The sequence below is a fragment of the Paracoccus indicus genome (assembly GCF_003056335.1).
Classification (GTDB): domain Bacteria; phylum Pseudomonadota; class Alphaproteobacteria; order Rhodobacterales; family Rhodobacteraceae; genus Paracoccus; species Paracoccus indicus.
Genome location: NZ_PYWA01000011.1, coordinates 92,108 through 109,665, shown reverse-complemented (window position 1 = coordinate 109,665; position 17,558 = coordinate 92,108). Strand labels below are relative to the sequence as shown.

Sequence of the window (17,558 nt, the reverse complement as noted above, 5' to 3'; positions counted from 1 at the left end):
GATGACCTATACCATCTGGCACAAGCCGACCTGCTCGACGTCACGCTTCGTGCTGAACGCGCTGCGCGAGGCGGGGGTCGAAGTGACCGTGCGCGATTACATCAAGGACGCGCCCTCGGTCGCGGAACTGGAACAGGCGCTGGCTTTGCTAGGCATCGGCCCCCGGGGACTGCTGCGCCGCAAGGGCACGCCCCATGACGAGTTGGGGCTGTCGGACCCGTCGCTGGACGATGCCACGCTGATCGCGGCCATGGCGGAACACCCGATCCTGATCGAGCGTCCGGTGATCTTAGGTAGTGAAGGGGCCGTGGTCTGCCGCCCCAAGGAGCGTATCTTCGATTTCCTGCCCTAGGGCTTTTCGATGGCGTCGAAAGCCCCGACCGAGATGCCCAGCAGCAGCCAGCGACGCCCCTCCAGCCCGAAGACCAGGTCGAAGCTGACGTGGCGCGGTTCCAGCGGGAAATAGCCGGTCAGGCGCAATTCGCGGGCGCTCTGGCTCAGCTGGGTATCGACCATTACCGGATCGGTGGTCATCACCGGCAGCAGGTCCAGACGCTCGGCCCGGACATCGGTGAAGAGCCCCGCCAAGCGCGTGGGATCATTGGCCTGTGCAAATTCCGGCGCGGCATAGTCCCGCAGCACGGTGTAATTGCCCGTCCAGTTGCCGTGGTTCACCGCCGCCAGCACATCGCGGATCAGGGCGGTGGCATAGCTTGGCTCGACCAGGTTGGTCTGGGCGGGGGCGTCCTGTGCAGAAGCGCCGGCACCCGAAAGTGCCAGCGCCAGGCTCAGGGACGCTGCACGCAGCAGCGCCCCCGGTTTCGATATGCGGCTGCTTACCACGCGTAGGTCACGCCGATACGACCGCCGACCTGGTTGCGGTCGAAGCCATAGGTGACGCCTGCGTCGAACTGGGTGTTGGCGTCAAAGCGATACCCCATCGAGGCTGCCATCGCCGTTGCCCCGTCGAAGGCACCAAGGCTGGTCGAGACCGCGAAGGTCTTGTCCTCGGGGACATAGGGCGTGCTGAGCGCCATGGCCATCGCGATACCTTCCTTGTTGTCCTCGATCGAGGATCCAAGCGAACGCACCCGGCTGTCAAGCTGCGACATCTGCGTGCCGATGGAACGATCCACCGCCAGATTGCCCTGTGCGTCCGAGGTCACGATGCCCACCGGACCCGATTGCGCCGCCGTGCTGGCCGTGGAAGCGATGCCTGCCGCGCGATAGGTGTTCTGCGCATTGCCCAGCACGAATTCATTCGCGCGGGTAGCCGATGCGCCAGCACCGATAGCGACCGAATTGTCGGCGGCGGCAGATGCCTGATCACCCATGGCGATCGAGCCTGCACCCAGGGCCATCGCAGCCTCGCCCACTGCGGTCGAACGAACGCCGGTGGCCTGCGCCAGGTGACCGAAGGCCTGCGCGCGTTCGGCACCTGCGACCGACTGCCAGCCGATGGCCGTCGCGCCGGGACCGGTCGCGACGGATTCGCCGCCGACAGCGGTGGTCGAATTGCCGTTGGCCGCAGCGGTATCACCAATGGCCAGCGCGTCGATGCCGTTGGCAATGGATTCGTTGCCGATAGCGGTGGACATATCGCTCTGCGCATCGGCGTTTTCGCCGATGGCCAGCGAACGGACGCCTTGCGCGGTCGCAAGGTGACCGAAAGCCTGGGCGCGTTCGGCGGTCGCCATGGACTGCCAGCCGATGGCCGATGCGCCAGGGCCGGTCGCGACGGATTCGCCGCCGACAGCGGTGGTCGAATTGCCGTTGGCCGCAGCGGTATCACCGATGGCCAGCGCGTCGATGCCGTTGGCGATGCTCTCATTGCCGATGGCGGTCGAGAGGTCGCTTTGCGCATCGGCGTTCTCACCGATGGCCAGCGAGCGGACGCCCTGCGCGGTGGCAAGGTGACCGAAGGCTTGGGCGCGTTCAGCGGTCGCCATGGACTGCCAGCCGATGGCCGAGGCGCCGGGGCCGGTCGCGACGCTTTCACCGCCGACTGCGGTCGTCGAGGGACCGTTGGCCGCAGCGGTGTCGCCGATGGCCAGCGCATCGGTGCCGTTTGCAACGGTTTCATTGCCGATGGCGGTCGAGAGGTCGCTTTGTGCATCGGCGTTTTCGCCGATTGCCAGAGAACGGACGCCTTGTGCGGTGGCAAGGTGACCGAAGGCCTGAGCGCGTTCAGCGGTTGCCATGGACTGCCAGCCGATGGCCGATGCGCCGGGGCCGGTCGCAACGGATTCGCCGCCGACTGCCGTGGTTGAGGGGCCGTTTGCCGCAGCGGTGTCGCCGATGGCTAGCGCGTCGGTGCCGTTGGCAACGGTTTCATTGCCGATGGCGGTCGAGAGGTCGCTTTGCGCATCGGCGTTTTCACCGATGGCCAGCGAACGGACGCCCTGCGCGGTGGCAAGATGGCCGAAGGCCTGAGCGCGTTCAGCGGTTGCCATGGACTGCCAGCCGATGGCCGATGCGCCGGGTCCGGTCGCGACGGTTTCGCCACCGACAGCCGTGGTCGAAGGGCCGGTCGCCATGGCGACGCCGCCGATGGCCACGCCGTCGACCGAAGTGGCATCGGTCATCGCGCCGTCGCCGATGGCGACCGAGAAATCGCCATCCGCGGTCGAGTTCACGCCGCATTCGACGGAATTGCTGCCTGCGCCGGTGTTGCAATCGGCGGTGGCATCCGCCCGGGCCAGGCCCGCTCCGCCCATCAGCGCGACAAAGGCGACGCTGCTGTAAAGTGATGCGATCTTCATGGAATGTCCTGTGATGGCTGGCATGACGCTCTCCTCAACCGTTGTGCGCAGGGGTCCGAATGCGACCTCTGGAACGGATGACTCGGCGTCGGGCCTGCCGGATGCAGGACGGATCAAAAAAACTTCATCGCCCCGTGATGGGACCGATCATTCGTCCACGACGTTTAGGATCTTGGGCAGCGCGGGGCAGGGCAGCAGCTGGTTCTTGGCGACATCCGCAAGGCTGTGGTTGTGCAGGAAGACATAGACATGCGCCGAGAGGCTTTCCCACAAGCGGTTCGACAGCGTCTGCGCCCGCGACCCCGAGATGCCGCCCGATGCGCCCGCGCCGATATGCATTGCGCTGACGGTTTCATCGACGGCCTCCAGGATCTCGGCGACGCGGATGGTTTCGGGGGCGCGCGCAAGGCGGTATCCGCCGCCCGGACCGCGCACCGAGGTCACCAGACCAGCACGGCGCAACCGCACGAACAACTGTTCCAGATAAGGCAGAGAGATATCCTGCCGGTTCGATATTTCGGCCAGCGAGGTCAGCTCGTCGTTCTTGGCGATGGCAAGATCCACCAGCGCGATGATGGCGTAACGCCCCTTGGTCGACAGTTTCATGGCACAGCCCCTTGGTAACCGGCACCGAAACATGTGCCTTGCATTGACGGGCGCCGTCATCGCGCGCTATGCCCAGCCCAGCATGTTTCTTGCCAAGTCCGCGCGGGCTTCCCAGATATCCCGTCTAGAAGCCGCGCGCGCAAGCGTCAAGAAACCCGAAAGCCCTGTGAAGGAAGACCATGCCCGAGCTGATTTTCCCCGGCCCCGAAGGCCGTCTCGAAGCGCGCTACCACCCCCAGCCCGGCAAGCCCGACGCGCCCATCGCCATCGTCCTGCATCCGCACCCCCAGTTCGGCGGCACGATGAACAACCGGGTGGTCTATAACCTGCATTACGCGTTCCACCGCATGGGGTTCACCGTGATGCGGTTCAACTTCCGCGGCGTGGGCCGCAGCCAAGGTGAATTCGATCAGGGCGTGGGCGAATTGTCCGATGCCGCCTCGGCGCTGGACCACCTGCAGTCGATGAACCCCAACAGCAAGCATTGCTGGGTCGCGGGCTTCAGCTTCGGTGCTTGGATCGGAATGCAGCTGCTGATGCGCCGCCCCGAGATCACGGGCTTCATCAGCGTCTCGCCGCCCGCGAACATGTATGACTTCAGCTTCTTGGCACCGTGCCCCTCGTCGGGGCTGATCGTGAACGGCACCGCCGACCGCGTCGCACCGCCCAAGGACACGCATACCCTGGTCGGCAAGCTGCGCGAGCAGAAGGGCATCACCATCACGCACGAAGAGATCGAGGGCGCGGATCACTTCTTCCGCGACGACGATGCCCACATGAAGCCGATGATCGACATGGTGCAGACCTACGTTCGCAAGCGGCTGACCGAAACCACCCGCTGAGGAAACGACATGACCCACCGGATCGGCCAGCATGTCGCCTTCCTGTGCGCGGCCGACCGGTTGAAATCGGTCACCCGTGCCAATGTCCTGATGGACCTGTCGCGGTCCGAGAACAGTGCCGAACACAGCTGGCACGTCGCGCTTTACGCGATGGTCTTCGGCGCCAGCGATCGCGCCATCGCCATGCTGCTGCTGCATGACCTGGTCGAGATCGACGTCGGCGACCAGCCGATCCATCTGGATCACGACGTCGCGGCCCTGAACCGTGCCGAACTGGCCGCCGCCCGCCGCATCTTCGGGTTGTCGCCCGATGCCGACCGGCTGTTGTCTCTGTGGTCCGAATTCGAAGCTTACGGATCCGATGATGCGGTGATGGCCAAGCGGATGGACCATGTGCATCCTCTGTTCCAGGTGATGCAGGCGCCGCAGCCCGTGCCCGACCATGTGGACGTGGTGCGCGACAACCTCGATCGGGGGCGTGCCGCGCGTCTGAACCACGAATGGCCCGAGGTCATGCAGGCGGCGCGCCTGCTGCTGGACGGTCAGCCCCTGCCGGATGACGATCTGACCCGCCGCCTGGCCTTTCTGGCCGAGGCGGACCAGCTGAAATCGGTCCTGCGCGCCACGACGCTGATCGATCGGTCGCGCCGGGAAAACAGCGCCGAGCACAGCTGGCATCTGGCGCTCTATGCGCTGGTGCTGGGCGATCTGGCGGGGCCGGACGTGAATATCGGCCGCGTCATCCGCATGCTGCTGATCCATGACCTGGTTGAGATCGACGTGGGCGACGTGCCGCTGCATTCCGCAGGGGGGCAGGCGCATGGGTCGGCGCAGATCCAGGCCGATGAAGCCGCCGCCGCCCGCCGCATCTTCGGCCTGCTGCCCGTGGGGCAGGGGGCCGAGTTCCTGGCCCTCTGGCATGAGTTCGAGGAACAGCAGACCCCCGACGCGATCTTTGCCAAGGGCTTGGATCGCGCCCAGCCCGCCATCCAGCATCTGCACGCAGGTGGGCTGGGCTGGATCGAATACGATGTCTCGTTGGCGCAAATGGAAACGCGCGTCGGACGATCTGTCGAACGCGCGTCACCTGAACTGTGGGCCTGGCTTCACGACCGCCTGGCCCGCCATTTTGCCGCAGCCTGATCGGCGGTCACCCGACACGATGGTCGGGTGACGCGCCGGTTCAGGATGCCAGCGGCTGGCTGTTGGCCATGTGGCGCGAGGCCATCTGGCGGACCTTGGCGCCTTGGGCGAAGGGGCGCGCGCTGGCAGGCGATGCCTGCATGATGCCGGGGAAGATCGCCTCGATCTCGGCCAGGGCGGCGGCGCCGAGCGCGCGCAGGGCCTGCGGGCCGGGATAGAGCGATTCGGTTTCGGCACCGTTGGACATCACGACCTCATGGGCGTCGAACATCAGGTGGTGATAGCTGATGGTGGTGACCGTCGTATCGACGTCGATGCCCGGCAGTTCGGTCAGATGTTTCGCGGCCACCAGAACCTCGGCGGCCCCGAACATGCGCTGCGCGATGGCCGAACGCACCAGCACCCGGTGCTGCGGCGACACGACCAGATCGACGGCCGGCATGTCGGCGCCAAGCGCGCCTGCCTTGATGCGGATCGGCAGCAGCTTGGGCTTGGCGGCCAGATCGATGGCATCCAGATGGCTGACACCGACCCAACGCAGCGGCTGGAAGCCGTTGTCACGGGTCCAGATCATGTCGCCTTCGCGCAGGTCCTGAACGGCCACGTCGCCCTTAGCGGTGCGGATCATGGTATCGGCGGCAAAGCAGACGATGACCAGATCGAAGATGCTGGGCTTGAATGACACTTGCGCCACATAAGTGTTGCGGGGCAGCGGATCGGCGTCCAGGATCTGGACCGAGTTCAGTTGGTCGATGTCCTTCCAGGCGTCGACCGTCTGCAGCGAGGGGCGGAAGAACATGTCGCCGTTATACATCTGCATCATCACGCCGGATTGATCCTGCGTCGTGCCATCGGGCATCGTCAGGCGATAGTCCACCTTGGCGAACCCCGTGATCACGCTTTTCACCGCTGCGCCCGAGGTGGGCGAGGTGTAGTTCATGGTGCTGTAGCCGTCGTTATGACCGTTGTAGCTGGTCGCCCAAGCCTTCGTCCACTTGTTGTCGACGACAACATATTTGTTCGCCGCCGAGACGGTCACAGCGCTGATCTGATTGGGGCCAACCGCCTTGTATCCGTTCAGGCTGTCGGCCTGAGCTTCGGTCATGGGGGTGAACGGATTCGCGTTGAACTGAGGCTTGTTGCCAAAGTACATCCATGTCGCGCTGCTGGCAGAGGTCATCGTGAAACCTTCGGGGCTGGTGAAAGCTGCTTCCTAGCAGCCCCGCGGTATTTGTTCTATTTGTCTGTATGTATATGTCTACACTAATTCGTGTCTAATTGTCTGCATTGCCATCCCGCTTCGCATACAATTGCATACCGTCTTCCCATGCGGGCCCATTCAGGCTATAGGCAGGGCATCCAATTCAAACGCCAAGGGGGACCCCATGTCGAAGATCAAGGTCGCAAATCCCGTCGTCGAGCTTGACGGCGATGAGATGACGCGGATCATCTGGGACTTCATCAAGCAGAAGCTGATCCTGCCCTATCTGGACATCGACCTGAAATACTATGACCTGGGCATCGAGGAGCGTGACCGCACCGACGACCAGATCACCATCGATGCGGCCGAGGCCATCAAGAAATACGGCGTCGGCGTCAAATGCGCGACGATCACCCCCGACGAAGGCCGGGTCGAGGAATTCGGCCTGAAGAAGATGTGGCGTTCGCCCAACGGCACCATCCGCAACATCCTTGGCGGCGTCATCTTCCGCGAGCCGATCATCTGCCAGAACGTGCCCCGCCTGGTGCCGGGCTGGACGCAGCCGATCATCGTCGGTCGTCACGCCTTTGGCGACCAGTATCGCGCCACCGATTTCCGCTTCCCCGGCAAGGGCAAGCTGACGATCAAGTTCGTCGGCGAAGACGGCGAGACGATCGAGCAGGAGGTCTTCCAGGCCCCGTCCTCGGGCGTGACCATGGCCATGTACAACCTGGACGATTCGATCCGCGACTTTGCGCGCGCTTCGATGAACTATGGTCTGTCGCGCGGCTATCCGGTCTATCTGTCGACCAAGAACACCATCCTCAAGGCCTATGACGGCCGCTTCAAGGACCTGTTCCAGGAAGTCTACGAGGCCGAGTTCGAGGACCAGTTCAAGAAGGCCGGCATCCATTACGAACACCGCCTGATCGACGACATGGTCGCATCGGCGATGAAATGGTCAGGCGGCTATGTCTGGGCTTGCAAGAACTATGACGGCGACGTTCAGTCCGACACCGTCGCGCAGGGCTTCGGTTCGCTTGGCCTGATGACCTCGGTCCTGATGACGCCCGATGGGCAGGTCGTGGAATCCGAAGCGGCCCATGGCACGGTGACGCGTCACTATCGCGAACACCAGAAGGGCAATGCGACCTCGACCAACTCGATCGCGTCAATCTTTGCATGGACGGGCGGCCTGAAGCACCGCGCCAAGCTGGACGACAACGCCGAGCTGCTGAACTTCGCGCAGACGCTGGAGCGGGTGACCGTCCAGGCCGTGGAAGACGGTCACATGACCAAGGACCTGGCGCTGCTGGTCGGTCCCGACCAGAAGTGGCTGACCACCATGGGCTACCTGGAAAAGGTGGACGAATACCTGAACAAGGCTCTGGCGTAAGCCGGAACCACGAAGGGGCCGGGCGGATCGCCCGGCCCCTTTTGCATTCAAGGGGCCGCGCCCTCTTTCTTCGTGCGGCAAGCTGCGCTATGTCCCGCCCATCCCCGCTGACAGGAGTCCCCGCGATGAAAGCCGCCGTCGTCACTTTCCCCGGATCGAACTGCGACCGCGACCTTGCCGTCGCGCTGGAACAGGCGGGGGCAGACGTCACCCGCGTCTGGCACAAGGACGACAGCCTGCCCGAAGGCATCGACCTGGTGGGCGTCCCCGGCGGTTTTTCCTTCGGCGACTACCTGCGCTGCGGAGCCATTGCGGCCCAATCGCCCATCGCGGCGGCGCTGCGCGCGCATGCGGCGCGTGGCGGTTATGTGCTGGGCATCTGCAACGGCTTTCAGGTGCTGACCGAGCTGGGCCTGCTGCCCGGCGCGCTGATGCGCAACACCGGCCTGACCTTCCTGTGCAAGCCCACGACCCTGAAGGTGGCCACCGCCGACAGCGCCTTCACCGCGGGCTATGACAAGGGCCAGCAGGTCAGCATTCCCGTCGCCCACCATGACGGCAACTATCAGATCACCGCTGACGGGCTGGCGCAGCTGCAGGATCAGGACCGCATCGCCTTCACCTATGCGCCCGCCGTCAACGGCTCGGTTCAGGACATCGCGGGCGTGCTGTCGGAAAACCGCCGCGTGCTGGGCATGATGCCCCACCCCGAACGGGCGGTCGATCCGGTCACCGGCGGCACGGATGGCACGGCCCTGTTCCGCGGGCTGGTCGACGCGCTTGCCCATGCCTGACTTGAGCCGCACGCCGCTTGGTCCTAGATTGCGTCAATCGCGCAAAACGGACGGGCCGGTGTGTGGAGGTTGAAGACGACATCGAGGACAGGGTCGAACGCAGGCGGGCCAGACGGTCGCGCCTGTCGAACCCGTGGTGGCTGCGTTCCACCGTCGTCCTGATTTTCCTGACGGCGCTGGCCACGATCTGGACGACCAACGCCTGGTTGACCGACCGCTTTTCCGAGAACACCCGCGTCAGGTCCGAACTGCGCATCGCGCTCTACAGCGGCAACCTGATGTCGGAACTGCAGCGCAATTCCGTGGTGCCGCTGCTGCTGGCACGCGACCCGGCGCTGATCGCGGCGCTGGTCGGCAACGACTTCTCGACCACATCCGCCCGCCTGATGACCGCGCAGGAGGAGATCGGCGCCGCCTCGATCCGGCTGCTGGATGCCTCGGGGCGGGTGGTCGGATCGACAGACCGCTACCAGATCGGCGTGAACAGCGTCGCCGCCCCCTATTTCGTCGAGGCCCTGCGCGCCCGCGACACGGTCTTCACCGTGTCCGAACTGGCCTCGGGGGCCTATGAATTCGCCTATTCCCGCGCGGTTGTGTCGGATGGCAAGACCCTTGGGGTCATCGTCGTGGGCGCCGACCTGACCCAGCTGGAACGGTCATGGGCGGGCATTTCCGATGCCGTTGCCGTCACCGACAGCGAAGGCAACATCATCCTGTCCACGGAACCGCGCTGGCGGGGGCTGACCATGCCGCAGGCGCTGGCGGTCAGGTCCGCGCCCTCGGCCATCCAGCGGGCGTTCCAGGTCACCGCCGATTGGACCGCGACCCCCGCCGATGCCTATGTCCAGGGCCGCGCCGTGATGCGCTCCGAGGCGCGCGTGCCCTTCCGCGGCTGGCGGATGATCAGCTTCACGGCCTACAGCTCGGTCCGCGAAAAGGTCAACGCGATCCTGGCGTTGGAAATCATGGGCTTCGCCATCCTTCTGGCGGGGACCTTCTGGCTGATGTCGCGCCGCGCGCGGCTGCAATCGGCCGCCTATCGCCGCGAATCCGCCGACCTGCGTGCCCTGAATGCCCGCCTGCGGCGCGAGATCGCGGAACGCGAACGGGTGCAGAAGGAATTGCGCGTCGCCGAACAGACCATGCAGCAATCCAGCAAGCTGGCCGCCCTTGGCGAAATGTCCGCGGGCGTCAGCCATGAATTGAACCAGCCGCTGGCGGCGATGAAGACCTATCTGGCAGGCGCGCGTCTGCTGCTGCAACGGTCCCGCCCCGAGGAGGCGCTGTCCAGCTTCCAGCGCATCGACGACCTGATCGACCGCATGGGGGCCATCACCCGGCAGCTGAAATCCTATGCCCGAAAGGGCGGCGAGGCGGTCGAACCCGTGGACCTGCGCGCCGCCGTCAGCAGCGCTCTGACCATGATGGAACCGCAGCTGCGCACGCGGCCCATCCGCATCATCCGCAACGTGCCGCGCGAAAGGGTCATGGTGCTGGCCGATCGCATCCGGCTGGAACAGGTGCTGATCAACCTGCTGCGCAACGCCGTCGACGCGGTCAAGGACAGCCGCGACGCCACGATCGAGATCACGGTCGAGGCCGGCGCTCACGCCTATGTGTCGATTCGCGACAACGGTCCGGGTGTTTCGGACCTGGAAAAGCTGTTTGAACCCTTTTGGACGACCAAGAAGCCCGGAGAGGGTACTGGACTGGGGCTGGCCATCTCCTCCACCATCGTGGCGGATTTCGGAGGTCGCCTGACCGCCCACAACGAAACCGAAGGCGGCGCCGTCTTCCGGGTCGAGCTGCCCTTGCACCGACCCGGCCAGCCCCGTCAGGCCCTTGCGGCCGAATGACGCCAAACGAGAGGATTGCAGAATGTCCCGGAAACTGAAGATCGCGATCGTGGACGACGAACCCGACATGCGGGAATCCATCAGCCAGTGGCTGGTCCTGTCCGGCTTCGAGACCGAGATCTTCGCCAGCGCCGAGGACGCGCTGAAGGTCATCGGGACCGATTGGCCCGGCGTCGTCGTGACCGACATCCGCATGCCCGGCATGGACGGCATGGCCTTCCTGAAGCGCCTGATGGGGCTGGACAGCAACTTGCCCGTGATCATGATCACCGGCCATGGCGACGTGCCCATGGCGGTCGAGGCGATGCGCCTTGGCGCGATGGACTTCATGGAAAAGCCCTTCAACCCCGACCGCATGACCGCCTTGGCCAAGAAGGCCACGCAGATGCGCCGGATGACGCTGGACAACCGCGCCCTGCGCCGCGACCTGTCCGAGGGTCAGCAGGTCATGTCCAAGCTGATCGGTGCCAGCCCGGTGATGGAACGCCTGCGCGAGGATATTCTGGATCTTGGCCAGGCCGACGGCCATGTGCTGATCGACGGCGAAACCGGCACCGGCAAGACGCTGGTCGCCCATGCGCTGCACGCGGTCGGTCCGCGCGCGTCTAAGAAATTCGTGCCGGTCAGCTGCGCGGCCTTCAATGACGAGGCCCTGGCCACGCGCCTGTTCGGCCCGCTTGAGGAAGGCCTGCCCGCGGTCGAGGAAGCCCGTGGCGGCACCCTGTGCCTGGAAGATATCGAGGCGCTGTCCGAACCCCTTCAGGCCCGCCTGCTGGCCTTTATCAGCGAACAGGGCACGCCCGCCGAAACCCGCATCATTGCCATCAGCAACGCCCGCGGCGAAGGCCGCAAGGCCGAAGACTCGCTGCGGCCCGACCTCTTCTATCGCCTTTCGGCGTTGAAGATCACCCTGCCGCCGCTGCGCGCGCGCGGCGAGGATATCCTGGCGCTCTTCACCCGCATGACCGAGCAGTTCAGCGAGGAATACGGTTGCGAACCCCCGCAGGTCAGCGCGCAGGAGGCTGCCCAGTTGTTGCAGGCGCCCTGGCCCGGCAACATCCGCCAGCTGATCAACGTGGCCGAACGCGCCGTGTTGCAGAACCGCCGCGGATCGGGGTCGATCGCTTCCTTGCTGATGGCGGATGGCGAGGATAACCAGCAGGCCACCACGACCGAGGGCAAGCCGCTGAAGGAATATGTCGAAAGCTTCGAAAAGATGCTGATCGACAACACGATGCGCCGCCACAAGGGCAGCATCGCCAGCGTGATGGACGAATTGTGCCTGCCACGCCGGACCCTGAACGAGAAAATGGCAAAATACGGATTGCAGCGCGGCGACTACCTGTAAGCCCCGCAGCCATCATCGAAAGGCAGACTATATGACCGGCACGTCCGACAAGGACCTCAGCCCGCGCACCCGGGCTGTTCACCATGGCACCCGTCGCAGCCAGTACGGAGAGATGGCCGAGGCGATCTTCCTGACGCAGGGCTTCGTCTATGACAGCGCCGCACAGGCCGAGGGGCGTTTCCAGGGCAGCGGCCCGGATGAATTCATCTACGCCCGCTATGGCAACCCCACCAGCCGCATGTTCGAGGATCGCATCGCATCCCTGGAAGGGACCGAGGACGCCTTCGCTACCGCCAGCGGCATGGCCGCCGTCAACGGTGCGTTGTTCGCGATGTGCAAGCCGGGCGATCATGTCGTGGCGGCCCGTGCACTCTTCGGGTCGTGCCTTTACGTGCTGGACCTACTGGCGAAATTCGGGGTCGATGTGACCTATGTCGACGGCACCGATCTGGACCAGTGGCGCGCGGCCATCCGCCCCGACACCCATGCGGTCTTCTTCGAAAGCGTGTCGAACCCCACGCTTGAGGTCATCGACCTGAAGGCGGTTGCGGATATGGCCCATGCCGTCGGCGCGACCGTCGTCGTGGACAATGTCTTTGCGACGCCGGTCTTTTCGCGCGCCGCCGAACTGGGTGCCGATGTCATCGTCTATTCCGCGACCAAGCATATCGACGGCGGGGGGCGCGCCCTGGCCGGCGTCATCTGCGGCACGCGCCAGTTCGTGCGCGAAGTGGCCGAGCCCTATCTTAAGCATACCGGCGGCGCGATCAGTCCCTTCCACGCCTGGATCATGCTGAACGGTCTGCAGACCATGGACCTGCGGGTGCGGGCGCAGGCCGATGCGGCGGCCACCATCGCAGCGGCCCTGCATGGCCATCCGTCGCTGTCACGCGTCATCTATCCGGGTCTGGCAGACCATCCCCAGCATGATCTGGCCATGCGCCAGATCGGATCGGGCGGGACGATGATCGCGCTTGAACTGGCGGGCGGCAAGGATGCGGCCTTTGCCCTGCTGGACAGGCTGCAGATCATCAAGATCTCGAACAACCTCGGCGATGCGAAATCCATCGCCGTCCATCCCGCGACGACGACCCACCAGCGCCTGTCGGATGCCGACAAGGCGCATCTGGGCATCACGCCCGGCCTGATCCGCCTGTCCATCGGGCTGGAAGACGCGGGCGATCTGACCCGCGATCTGCTGAACGCATTGGCATGAGGTCAGGGCGCATCCCGGCCATGATGCCGCCGGGATGCGCTTTGCACTGACATTTCCCCCAAGGTCGCTTATATGGGCCCCGACGCTGCCCCCCGGAGGCCATGATGACCCAAGCCCGCCCCCTGACGCCTGCCTATCCCGCCCTGAAGCGGACCTATGACGCCGACTTCAAGGTCGATGAGGCTTACAAGGCCGATCTGCCCGACCTGCAGAACGGTCCCGCCAGCCTGATCATCGGGGCCCGGGCACCCATTCAGCACGTGGGCATTTCGAACTTCCGCCTGCCGATCCGCTATCAGACCCGCGACGACGGGGTGAATGGCGGCGAGATCGTTCTGGAGACCAGCGTCACCGGCACCGTCAGCCTGGAGGCCGACCGCAAGGGCATTAACATGAGCCGCATCATGCGGTCCTTCTATGGCCATTCCGAACATCTGTTCAGCCTGTCGGTTCTGGAAGCAGCGCTGGAGGATTACAAATCCCACCTGGATGCCTTGGATGCCCGCATCCAGATGCGGTTCAGCTATCCCATGCGGGTGGATTCGCTGCGTTCGGGCCTATCGGGCTGGCAGTATTACGACATCGCGTTGGAGGTGATCGAACACAAGGGCCAGCGCCTGCGGGTGATGCATGTCGATTACGTCTATTCCTCGACCTGCCCCTGTTCGCTGGAACTGTCGGAACATGCGCGCGAAACCCGCGGCCGTCTGGCGACGCCCCATTCGCAACGGTCGGTCGCGCGGATTTCGCTGGTGATGGAGGGGGCCGAGAAGATCTGGTTCGAGGATGTCATCGACCTCTGCCGCCGCGCGGTGCCGACCGAAACGCAGGTCATGGTCAAGCGCGAGGATGAACAGGCCTTTGCCGAGCTGAACGCCGCCAACCCGATCTTCGTCGAGGATGCGGTGCGTGCCTTTGCCGCGCAATTGCTGGCCGATCCGCGCATCGGTGATTTCCGCGTCATCGCCAGCCATCAGGAATCGCTGCATTCCCATGATGCGGTCAGCCTGCTGACCAGCGGGGCGACATTTGCGCAGGAATCGCTGGACCCGACGACCTTCGCCGCGCTGAAGGCCTGAGGGCGGGGCGGAACGAAATAAGAACGCGGGCTTTTCATGCGACGGCTCTGCGCCTATGCTGAAAGTATGGATGTGATCGACGATTCCGAAGGAAAGACCCCCGTGCCGCTGTCGCAACGCGCGATGGCCGCGCGTCCGATGCCCTATCTGGAAGGGCTGAACGCCGCGCAGCGCGCCGCGGTCGAGGCGCTGGACGGGCCCGTGCTGATGCTGGCCGGGGCAGGGACCGGCAAGACCCGCGCCCTGACGACACGGATCGCGCATTTGCTGATGCAGGGCAAGGCGCGGCCCGGTCAGCTGCTGGCCGTGACCTTCACCAACAAGGCCGCGCGCGAGACGAAGGAACGCATCGCCAAGCTGCTGGGTGAGACGGTCGAGGGGATGCCCTGGCTGGGCACCTTCCACAGCATCAGCGTCAAGATCCTGCGCCGCCATGCCGAGCTGATCGGACGCGACGGGCTGCATCTGAAGCCCAGCTTCACCATTCTGGACACCGACGACCAGATTCGCCTGCTGAAGCAGCTGATCCGGGCCGAGAACATCGACGAAAAGCGCTGGCCCGCAAGGCAGCTGGCGCATCTGATTGACGGCTGGAAGAACCGCTGCCTGACCCCCGCCAATCTGCCCAAGGGCGAAGAGGCGGCCTTCGACGGCAAGGGCGGCAAGCTTTTCGCGCAATATCAGGACCGCCTGCTGACGCTGAACGCCGTCGATTTCGGCGACCTTTTGATGCATTGCGTGACGCTGTTCCAGGCCCATCCCGATGTGTTGCGGCAATGGCAAGACCGGTTCCGCTATGTGCTGGTGGACGAATATCAGGATACCAACGTCGCCCAGTACATGTGGCTGCGCCTGCTGGCGCAATCGCATCGCAACATCTGCTGCGTGGGCGATGACGACCAGTCGATCTATGGCTGGCGCGGCGCCGAGGTGGGCAACATCCTGCGCTTCGAAAAGGATTTCCCCGGCGCCGAGGTGATCCGGCTGGAACAGAACTATCGCTCGACCCCGCAGATCCTTGGGGCGGCCTCGGGGCTGATCGCGGCGAACAGCGGGCGTCTGGGCAAGACGCTTTGGACCGATGCCGAAGCCGGCGAACCGGTGCGCCTGATCGGCCATTGGGACAGCGAGGCCGAGGCCCGCTGGATTGGCGAGGAGATCGAGGCGTTTCAGGGCGGCCATCGCGCGGCGCTTGGGCGGGTGTCTCTGGACGATATCGCGATCCTCGTGCGGGCATCCCACCAGATGCGGGCGTTCGAAGACCGCTTCATGACCATCGGTCTGCCCTATCGCGTCATCGGCGGCCCGCGTTTCTATGAGCGGCAGGAAATTCGCGATGCCATGGCCTATTTCCGGCTGGTCACCAGCCCGGACGACGATCTGGCCTTCGAACGCGTGGTGAACACCCCCAAACGGGGCTTGGGCGACAAGGCGTTGCAGACCATCCAGATGGCCGCGCGGCAAAACGGCGTGAACCTGCTGGAGGGCGCGCGCATCGTCGTCGAGGAAAAGCATGTCGGCGGCAAGGGGCTGGCCAATCTGCGCGACTTCGTGGCGCTGATCGGACGGTCACACATGGAGGTGCTGAACGGCTCCAACCATATCGAACTGGCCGAACGCATCCTGGACGAATCCGGCTATACCGCCATGTGGCAGAACGACAAGTCGCCCGACGCGCCCGGTCGGTTGGAAAACCTCAAGGAACTGGTCAAGGCGCTGGAGGAGTTCGAAAATCTTCAGGGCTTTCTGGAACATGTGGCGCTGGTCATGGACCGCGATGACGGCCAGCAGACCGAACAGGTCAGCATCATGACACTGCATGGCGCCAAGGGGTTGGAGTTCCCGGTGGTCTTCCTGCCGGGGTGGGAGGATGGGCTGTTCCCCAACCAGCGTGCCATGGACGAACAGGGCACCAAGGGCTTGGAAGAAGAACGCCGTCTGGCCTATGTCGGCATCACCCGCGCCGAACGACTGGCCACGATCAGCTTTGCAGGCAATAGGCGGCTTTACGGTCAGTGGCAAAGCTCTCTGCCGTCGCGCTTTGTGGATGAACTGCCCGAGGAGCATGTCGAGGTGCTGACCCCTCCGGGTCTTTACGGCGGCGGCTATGGCGCGGCGATGGCCTCGGCGGGCAGTGCGCAGATGCATGACCGGGCGGCCAAGGCCGATGTCTACAACTCGCCGGGCTGGAAGCGGATGCAGGCCAAGGCCGCCGAACGTCGCGCGCCGGTCCATCGCACCCCTGTCACCATCGATGCGTCCCCCGCAAGCCGTTTTGCGGTGGGCGACAAGGTCAGTCACGCCAAGTTCGGCGAGGGCCAGGTGATGGGCGTGGCCGAGGATACGCTGACCATCCAGTTCGAGGCGGGCTTCAAGAACATCAAGGCCGCCTATGTCCAACCTGCGGGCGGGGTGGATGACGTTCCGTTCTAGGCCCGGCGACTGCGGCCAAGGCGGGGCTTGCGTCCGGCGCGCTCCAGCGCCTCGGCATAGGCGGCGTCGATGTCGCGGTCGGGGTTTTCGCGGGCAAGGCGCAGCAAGGTGAAATGGATCATCGCGACCTTTTCGTAGTAATCGACGAAAGCATAGTTGATCGCCGCCCCCGTGGCGGCCCCGATGACCGGCACCGTCTGCGCCCCCAGCTTGGCCGTCACCCGCGCCGCGAATTCTCCGGCAAAGCGGGTAATCAGCGCCGAGACCGTCTGACCGTTCGTCAGCACGCGGTTGGCAAGGAAGGATTGTGCGGCGGAATCGCCATCCTCGCCCGGTTCGCCGTATTGGAAGACGGCAAGGCATTCCAGCCGCACCTGCGGATCGCTGGTGTCAAAGCCCTGCTGGCGGGCGACCTTCTGGATCGAATTGAAGATCACCGTGGTCGAGGCGACCAGATCCGGCACCAGCCCTGCAAAGCCGAACCAGCCGCCCGTCGCGCCCGAGACGACCGCCGCCGCACGGTTCGCGATCAGCGGCGCATGGCGCACGACGCCGATCTGATCGGTCCGGCCCGACAGGTCGTAGAGCTGCTGGAAGGCGCTCTCCAGAACCTTTTCCAGCGCGATGGGCGACATTCCCAGAACCGTGGTCGCGGCACCTTCGGTCAGGCGGCCCACGGCCTCGACCCCGCGCATCAGCAGGCCGCGCCCGCGAAGATGGTCGGCCGCAAGGCGGTCCAGCTGCCGCGTCAGATCGTCGGCAGCGGGAACCGGAACCGAGGGGGCATTGTCGGGGGCTGGCTGGGGCATGTCGGACAGTCCTGTTCTGGTTGGAACCGTCAGGCCAACGCAGCCCCCCGCGCAAGGGTTGCCTGACGTGACG

At 64.9% G+C, this 17,558-nt stretch carries 14 protein-coding genes and 1 pseudogene; 10 read left to right on the top strand and 5 right to left on the bottom strand.

All coding sequences use genetic code 11. From position 1 onward, the window contains the following. Position 1: 1 nt before the first annotated feature. Positions 2-352 carry an arsenate reductase (glutaredoxin) gene (gene arsC / locus DDE75_RS16165; protein WP_108503404.1) on the top strand — a complete coding sequence of 117 codons (351 nt, stop codon included), beginning with the start codon at positions 2-4 and terminating at the stop codon, positions 350-352. On the opposite strand, the gene DDE75_RS16160 is transcribed toward arsC, so the two are convergent. The 3 genes from DDE75_RS16160 to iscR form a co-directional block, all read right to left on the bottom strand. Beyond that, the gene (locus DDE75_RS16160; protein ID WP_108503403.1) at positions 349-843 is read right to left on the bottom strand and encodes a hypothetical protein; all 495 of its coding nucleotides are present in this window, start codon (positions 841-843) and stop codon (positions 349-351) included. The genes arsC and DDE75_RS16160 overlap by 4 nt on opposite strands. Then, the gene (locus DDE75_RS16155) at positions 837-2,762 is read right to left on the bottom strand and encodes a YadA-like family protein (protein ID WP_162799073.1); all 1,926 of its coding nucleotides are present in this window, start codon (positions 2,760-2,762) and stop codon (positions 837-839) included. Before DDE75_RS16155 ends, DDE75_RS16160 begins: the two co-directional genes overlap by 7 nt. Before the next feature lie 147 nt (positions 2,763-2,909). After that, entirely contained in the window at positions 2,910-3,368 is a 459-nt protein-coding gene (gene iscR, locus DDE75_RS16150) for a Fe-S cluster assembly transcriptional regulator IscR (RefSeq protein WP_108503401.1), read from the bottom strand. Positions 3,369-3,547: 179 nt separating this feature from the next. Between iscR and DDE75_RS16145 the strand changes: the two genes are divergently transcribed. Next, complete coding sequence (locus tag DDE75_RS16145) at positions 3,548-4,210, top strand: alpha/beta hydrolase (protein ID WP_108503400.1); 663 nt, start codon at positions 3,548-3,550, stop codon at positions 4,208-4,210. A 9-nt stretch (positions 4,211-4,219) separates the two neighbouring features. Further along, positions 4,220-5,353, top strand: a complete 1,134-nt coding sequence (locus DDE75_RS16140; protein ID WP_108503399.1) for an HD domain-containing protein — start codon at positions 4,220-4,222, stop codon at positions 5,351-5,353. A gap of 40 nt (positions 5,354-5,393) precedes the next feature. Here DDE75_RS16140 and DDE75_RS16135 read toward each other — a convergent pair whose 3' ends face one another. Then, positions 5,394-6,533: a Hint domain-containing protein gene (locus DDE75_RS16135; protein WP_245894780.1), complete on the bottom strand. Its 1,140-nt coding sequence runs from the start codon at positions 6,531-6,533 to the stop codon at positions 5,394-5,396. A gap of 205 nt (positions 6,534-6,738) precedes the next feature. Here DDE75_RS16135 and DDE75_RS16130 point away from each other — a divergent pair, with 205 nt between their 5' ends. The 7 genes and pseudogenes from DDE75_RS16130 to DDE75_RS16100 all read left to right on the top strand — a co-directional run bounded on the left by DDE75_RS16130 (position 6,739) and on the right by DDE75_RS16100 (position 16,676). Continuing rightward, complete coding sequence (locus DDE75_RS16130; RefSeq protein ID WP_108503398.1) at positions 6,739-7,950, top strand: NADP-dependent isocitrate dehydrogenase; 1,212 nt, start codon at positions 6,739-6,741, stop codon at positions 7,948-7,950. 125 nt (positions 7,951-8,075) lie between these two features. Continuing rightward, entirely contained in the window at positions 8,076-8,744 is a 669-nt protein-coding gene (gene purQ, locus DDE75_RS16125) for a phosphoribosylformylglycinamidine synthase subunit PurQ (RefSeq protein WP_108503397.1), read from the top strand. A gap of 140 nt (positions 8,745-8,884) precedes the next feature. Continuing rightward, positions 8,885-10,600, top strand: a complete 1,716-nt coding sequence (locus tag DDE75_RS16120; RefSeq protein WP_170310967.1) for a sensor histidine kinase — start codon at positions 8,885-8,887, stop codon at positions 10,598-10,600. Positions 10,601-10,622: 22 nt separating this feature from the next. Beyond that, the gene (locus DDE75_RS16115; protein ID WP_108503396.1) at positions 10,623-11,948 is read left to right on the top strand and encodes a sigma-54-dependent transcriptional regulator; all 1,326 of its coding nucleotides are present in this window, start codon (positions 10,623-10,625) and stop codon (positions 11,946-11,948) included. A gap of 31 nt (positions 11,949-11,979) precedes the next feature. Next, the gene (gene metZ / locus DDE75_RS16110) at positions 11,980-13,164 is read left to right on the top strand and encodes an O-succinylhomoserine sulfhydrylase (protein WP_108503395.1); all 1,185 of its coding nucleotides are present in this window, start codon (positions 11,980-11,982) and stop codon (positions 13,162-13,164) included. Between the two features lie 92 nt (positions 13,165-13,256). Then, positions 13,257-14,243: pseudogene (gene folE2, locus DDE75_RS16105) on the top strand (GTP cyclohydrolase FolE2); the annotation flags it as partial. 66 nt (positions 14,244-14,309) lie between these two features. Beyond that, positions 14,310-16,676, top strand: a complete 2,367-nt coding sequence (locus DDE75_RS16100) for an ATP-dependent helicase (RefSeq protein ID WP_108503394.1) — start codon at positions 14,310-14,312, stop codon at positions 16,674-16,676. On the opposite strand, the gene DDE75_RS16095 is transcribed toward DDE75_RS16100, so the two are convergent. Continuing rightward, positions 16,673-17,485: an EcsC family protein gene (locus tag DDE75_RS16095; protein ID WP_162799072.1), complete on the bottom strand. Its 813-nt coding sequence runs from the start codon at positions 17,483-17,485 to the stop codon at positions 16,673-16,675. The genes DDE75_RS16100 and DDE75_RS16095 overlap by 4 nt on opposite strands. Between the last annotated feature and the right edge of the window lie 73 nt (positions 17,486-17,558).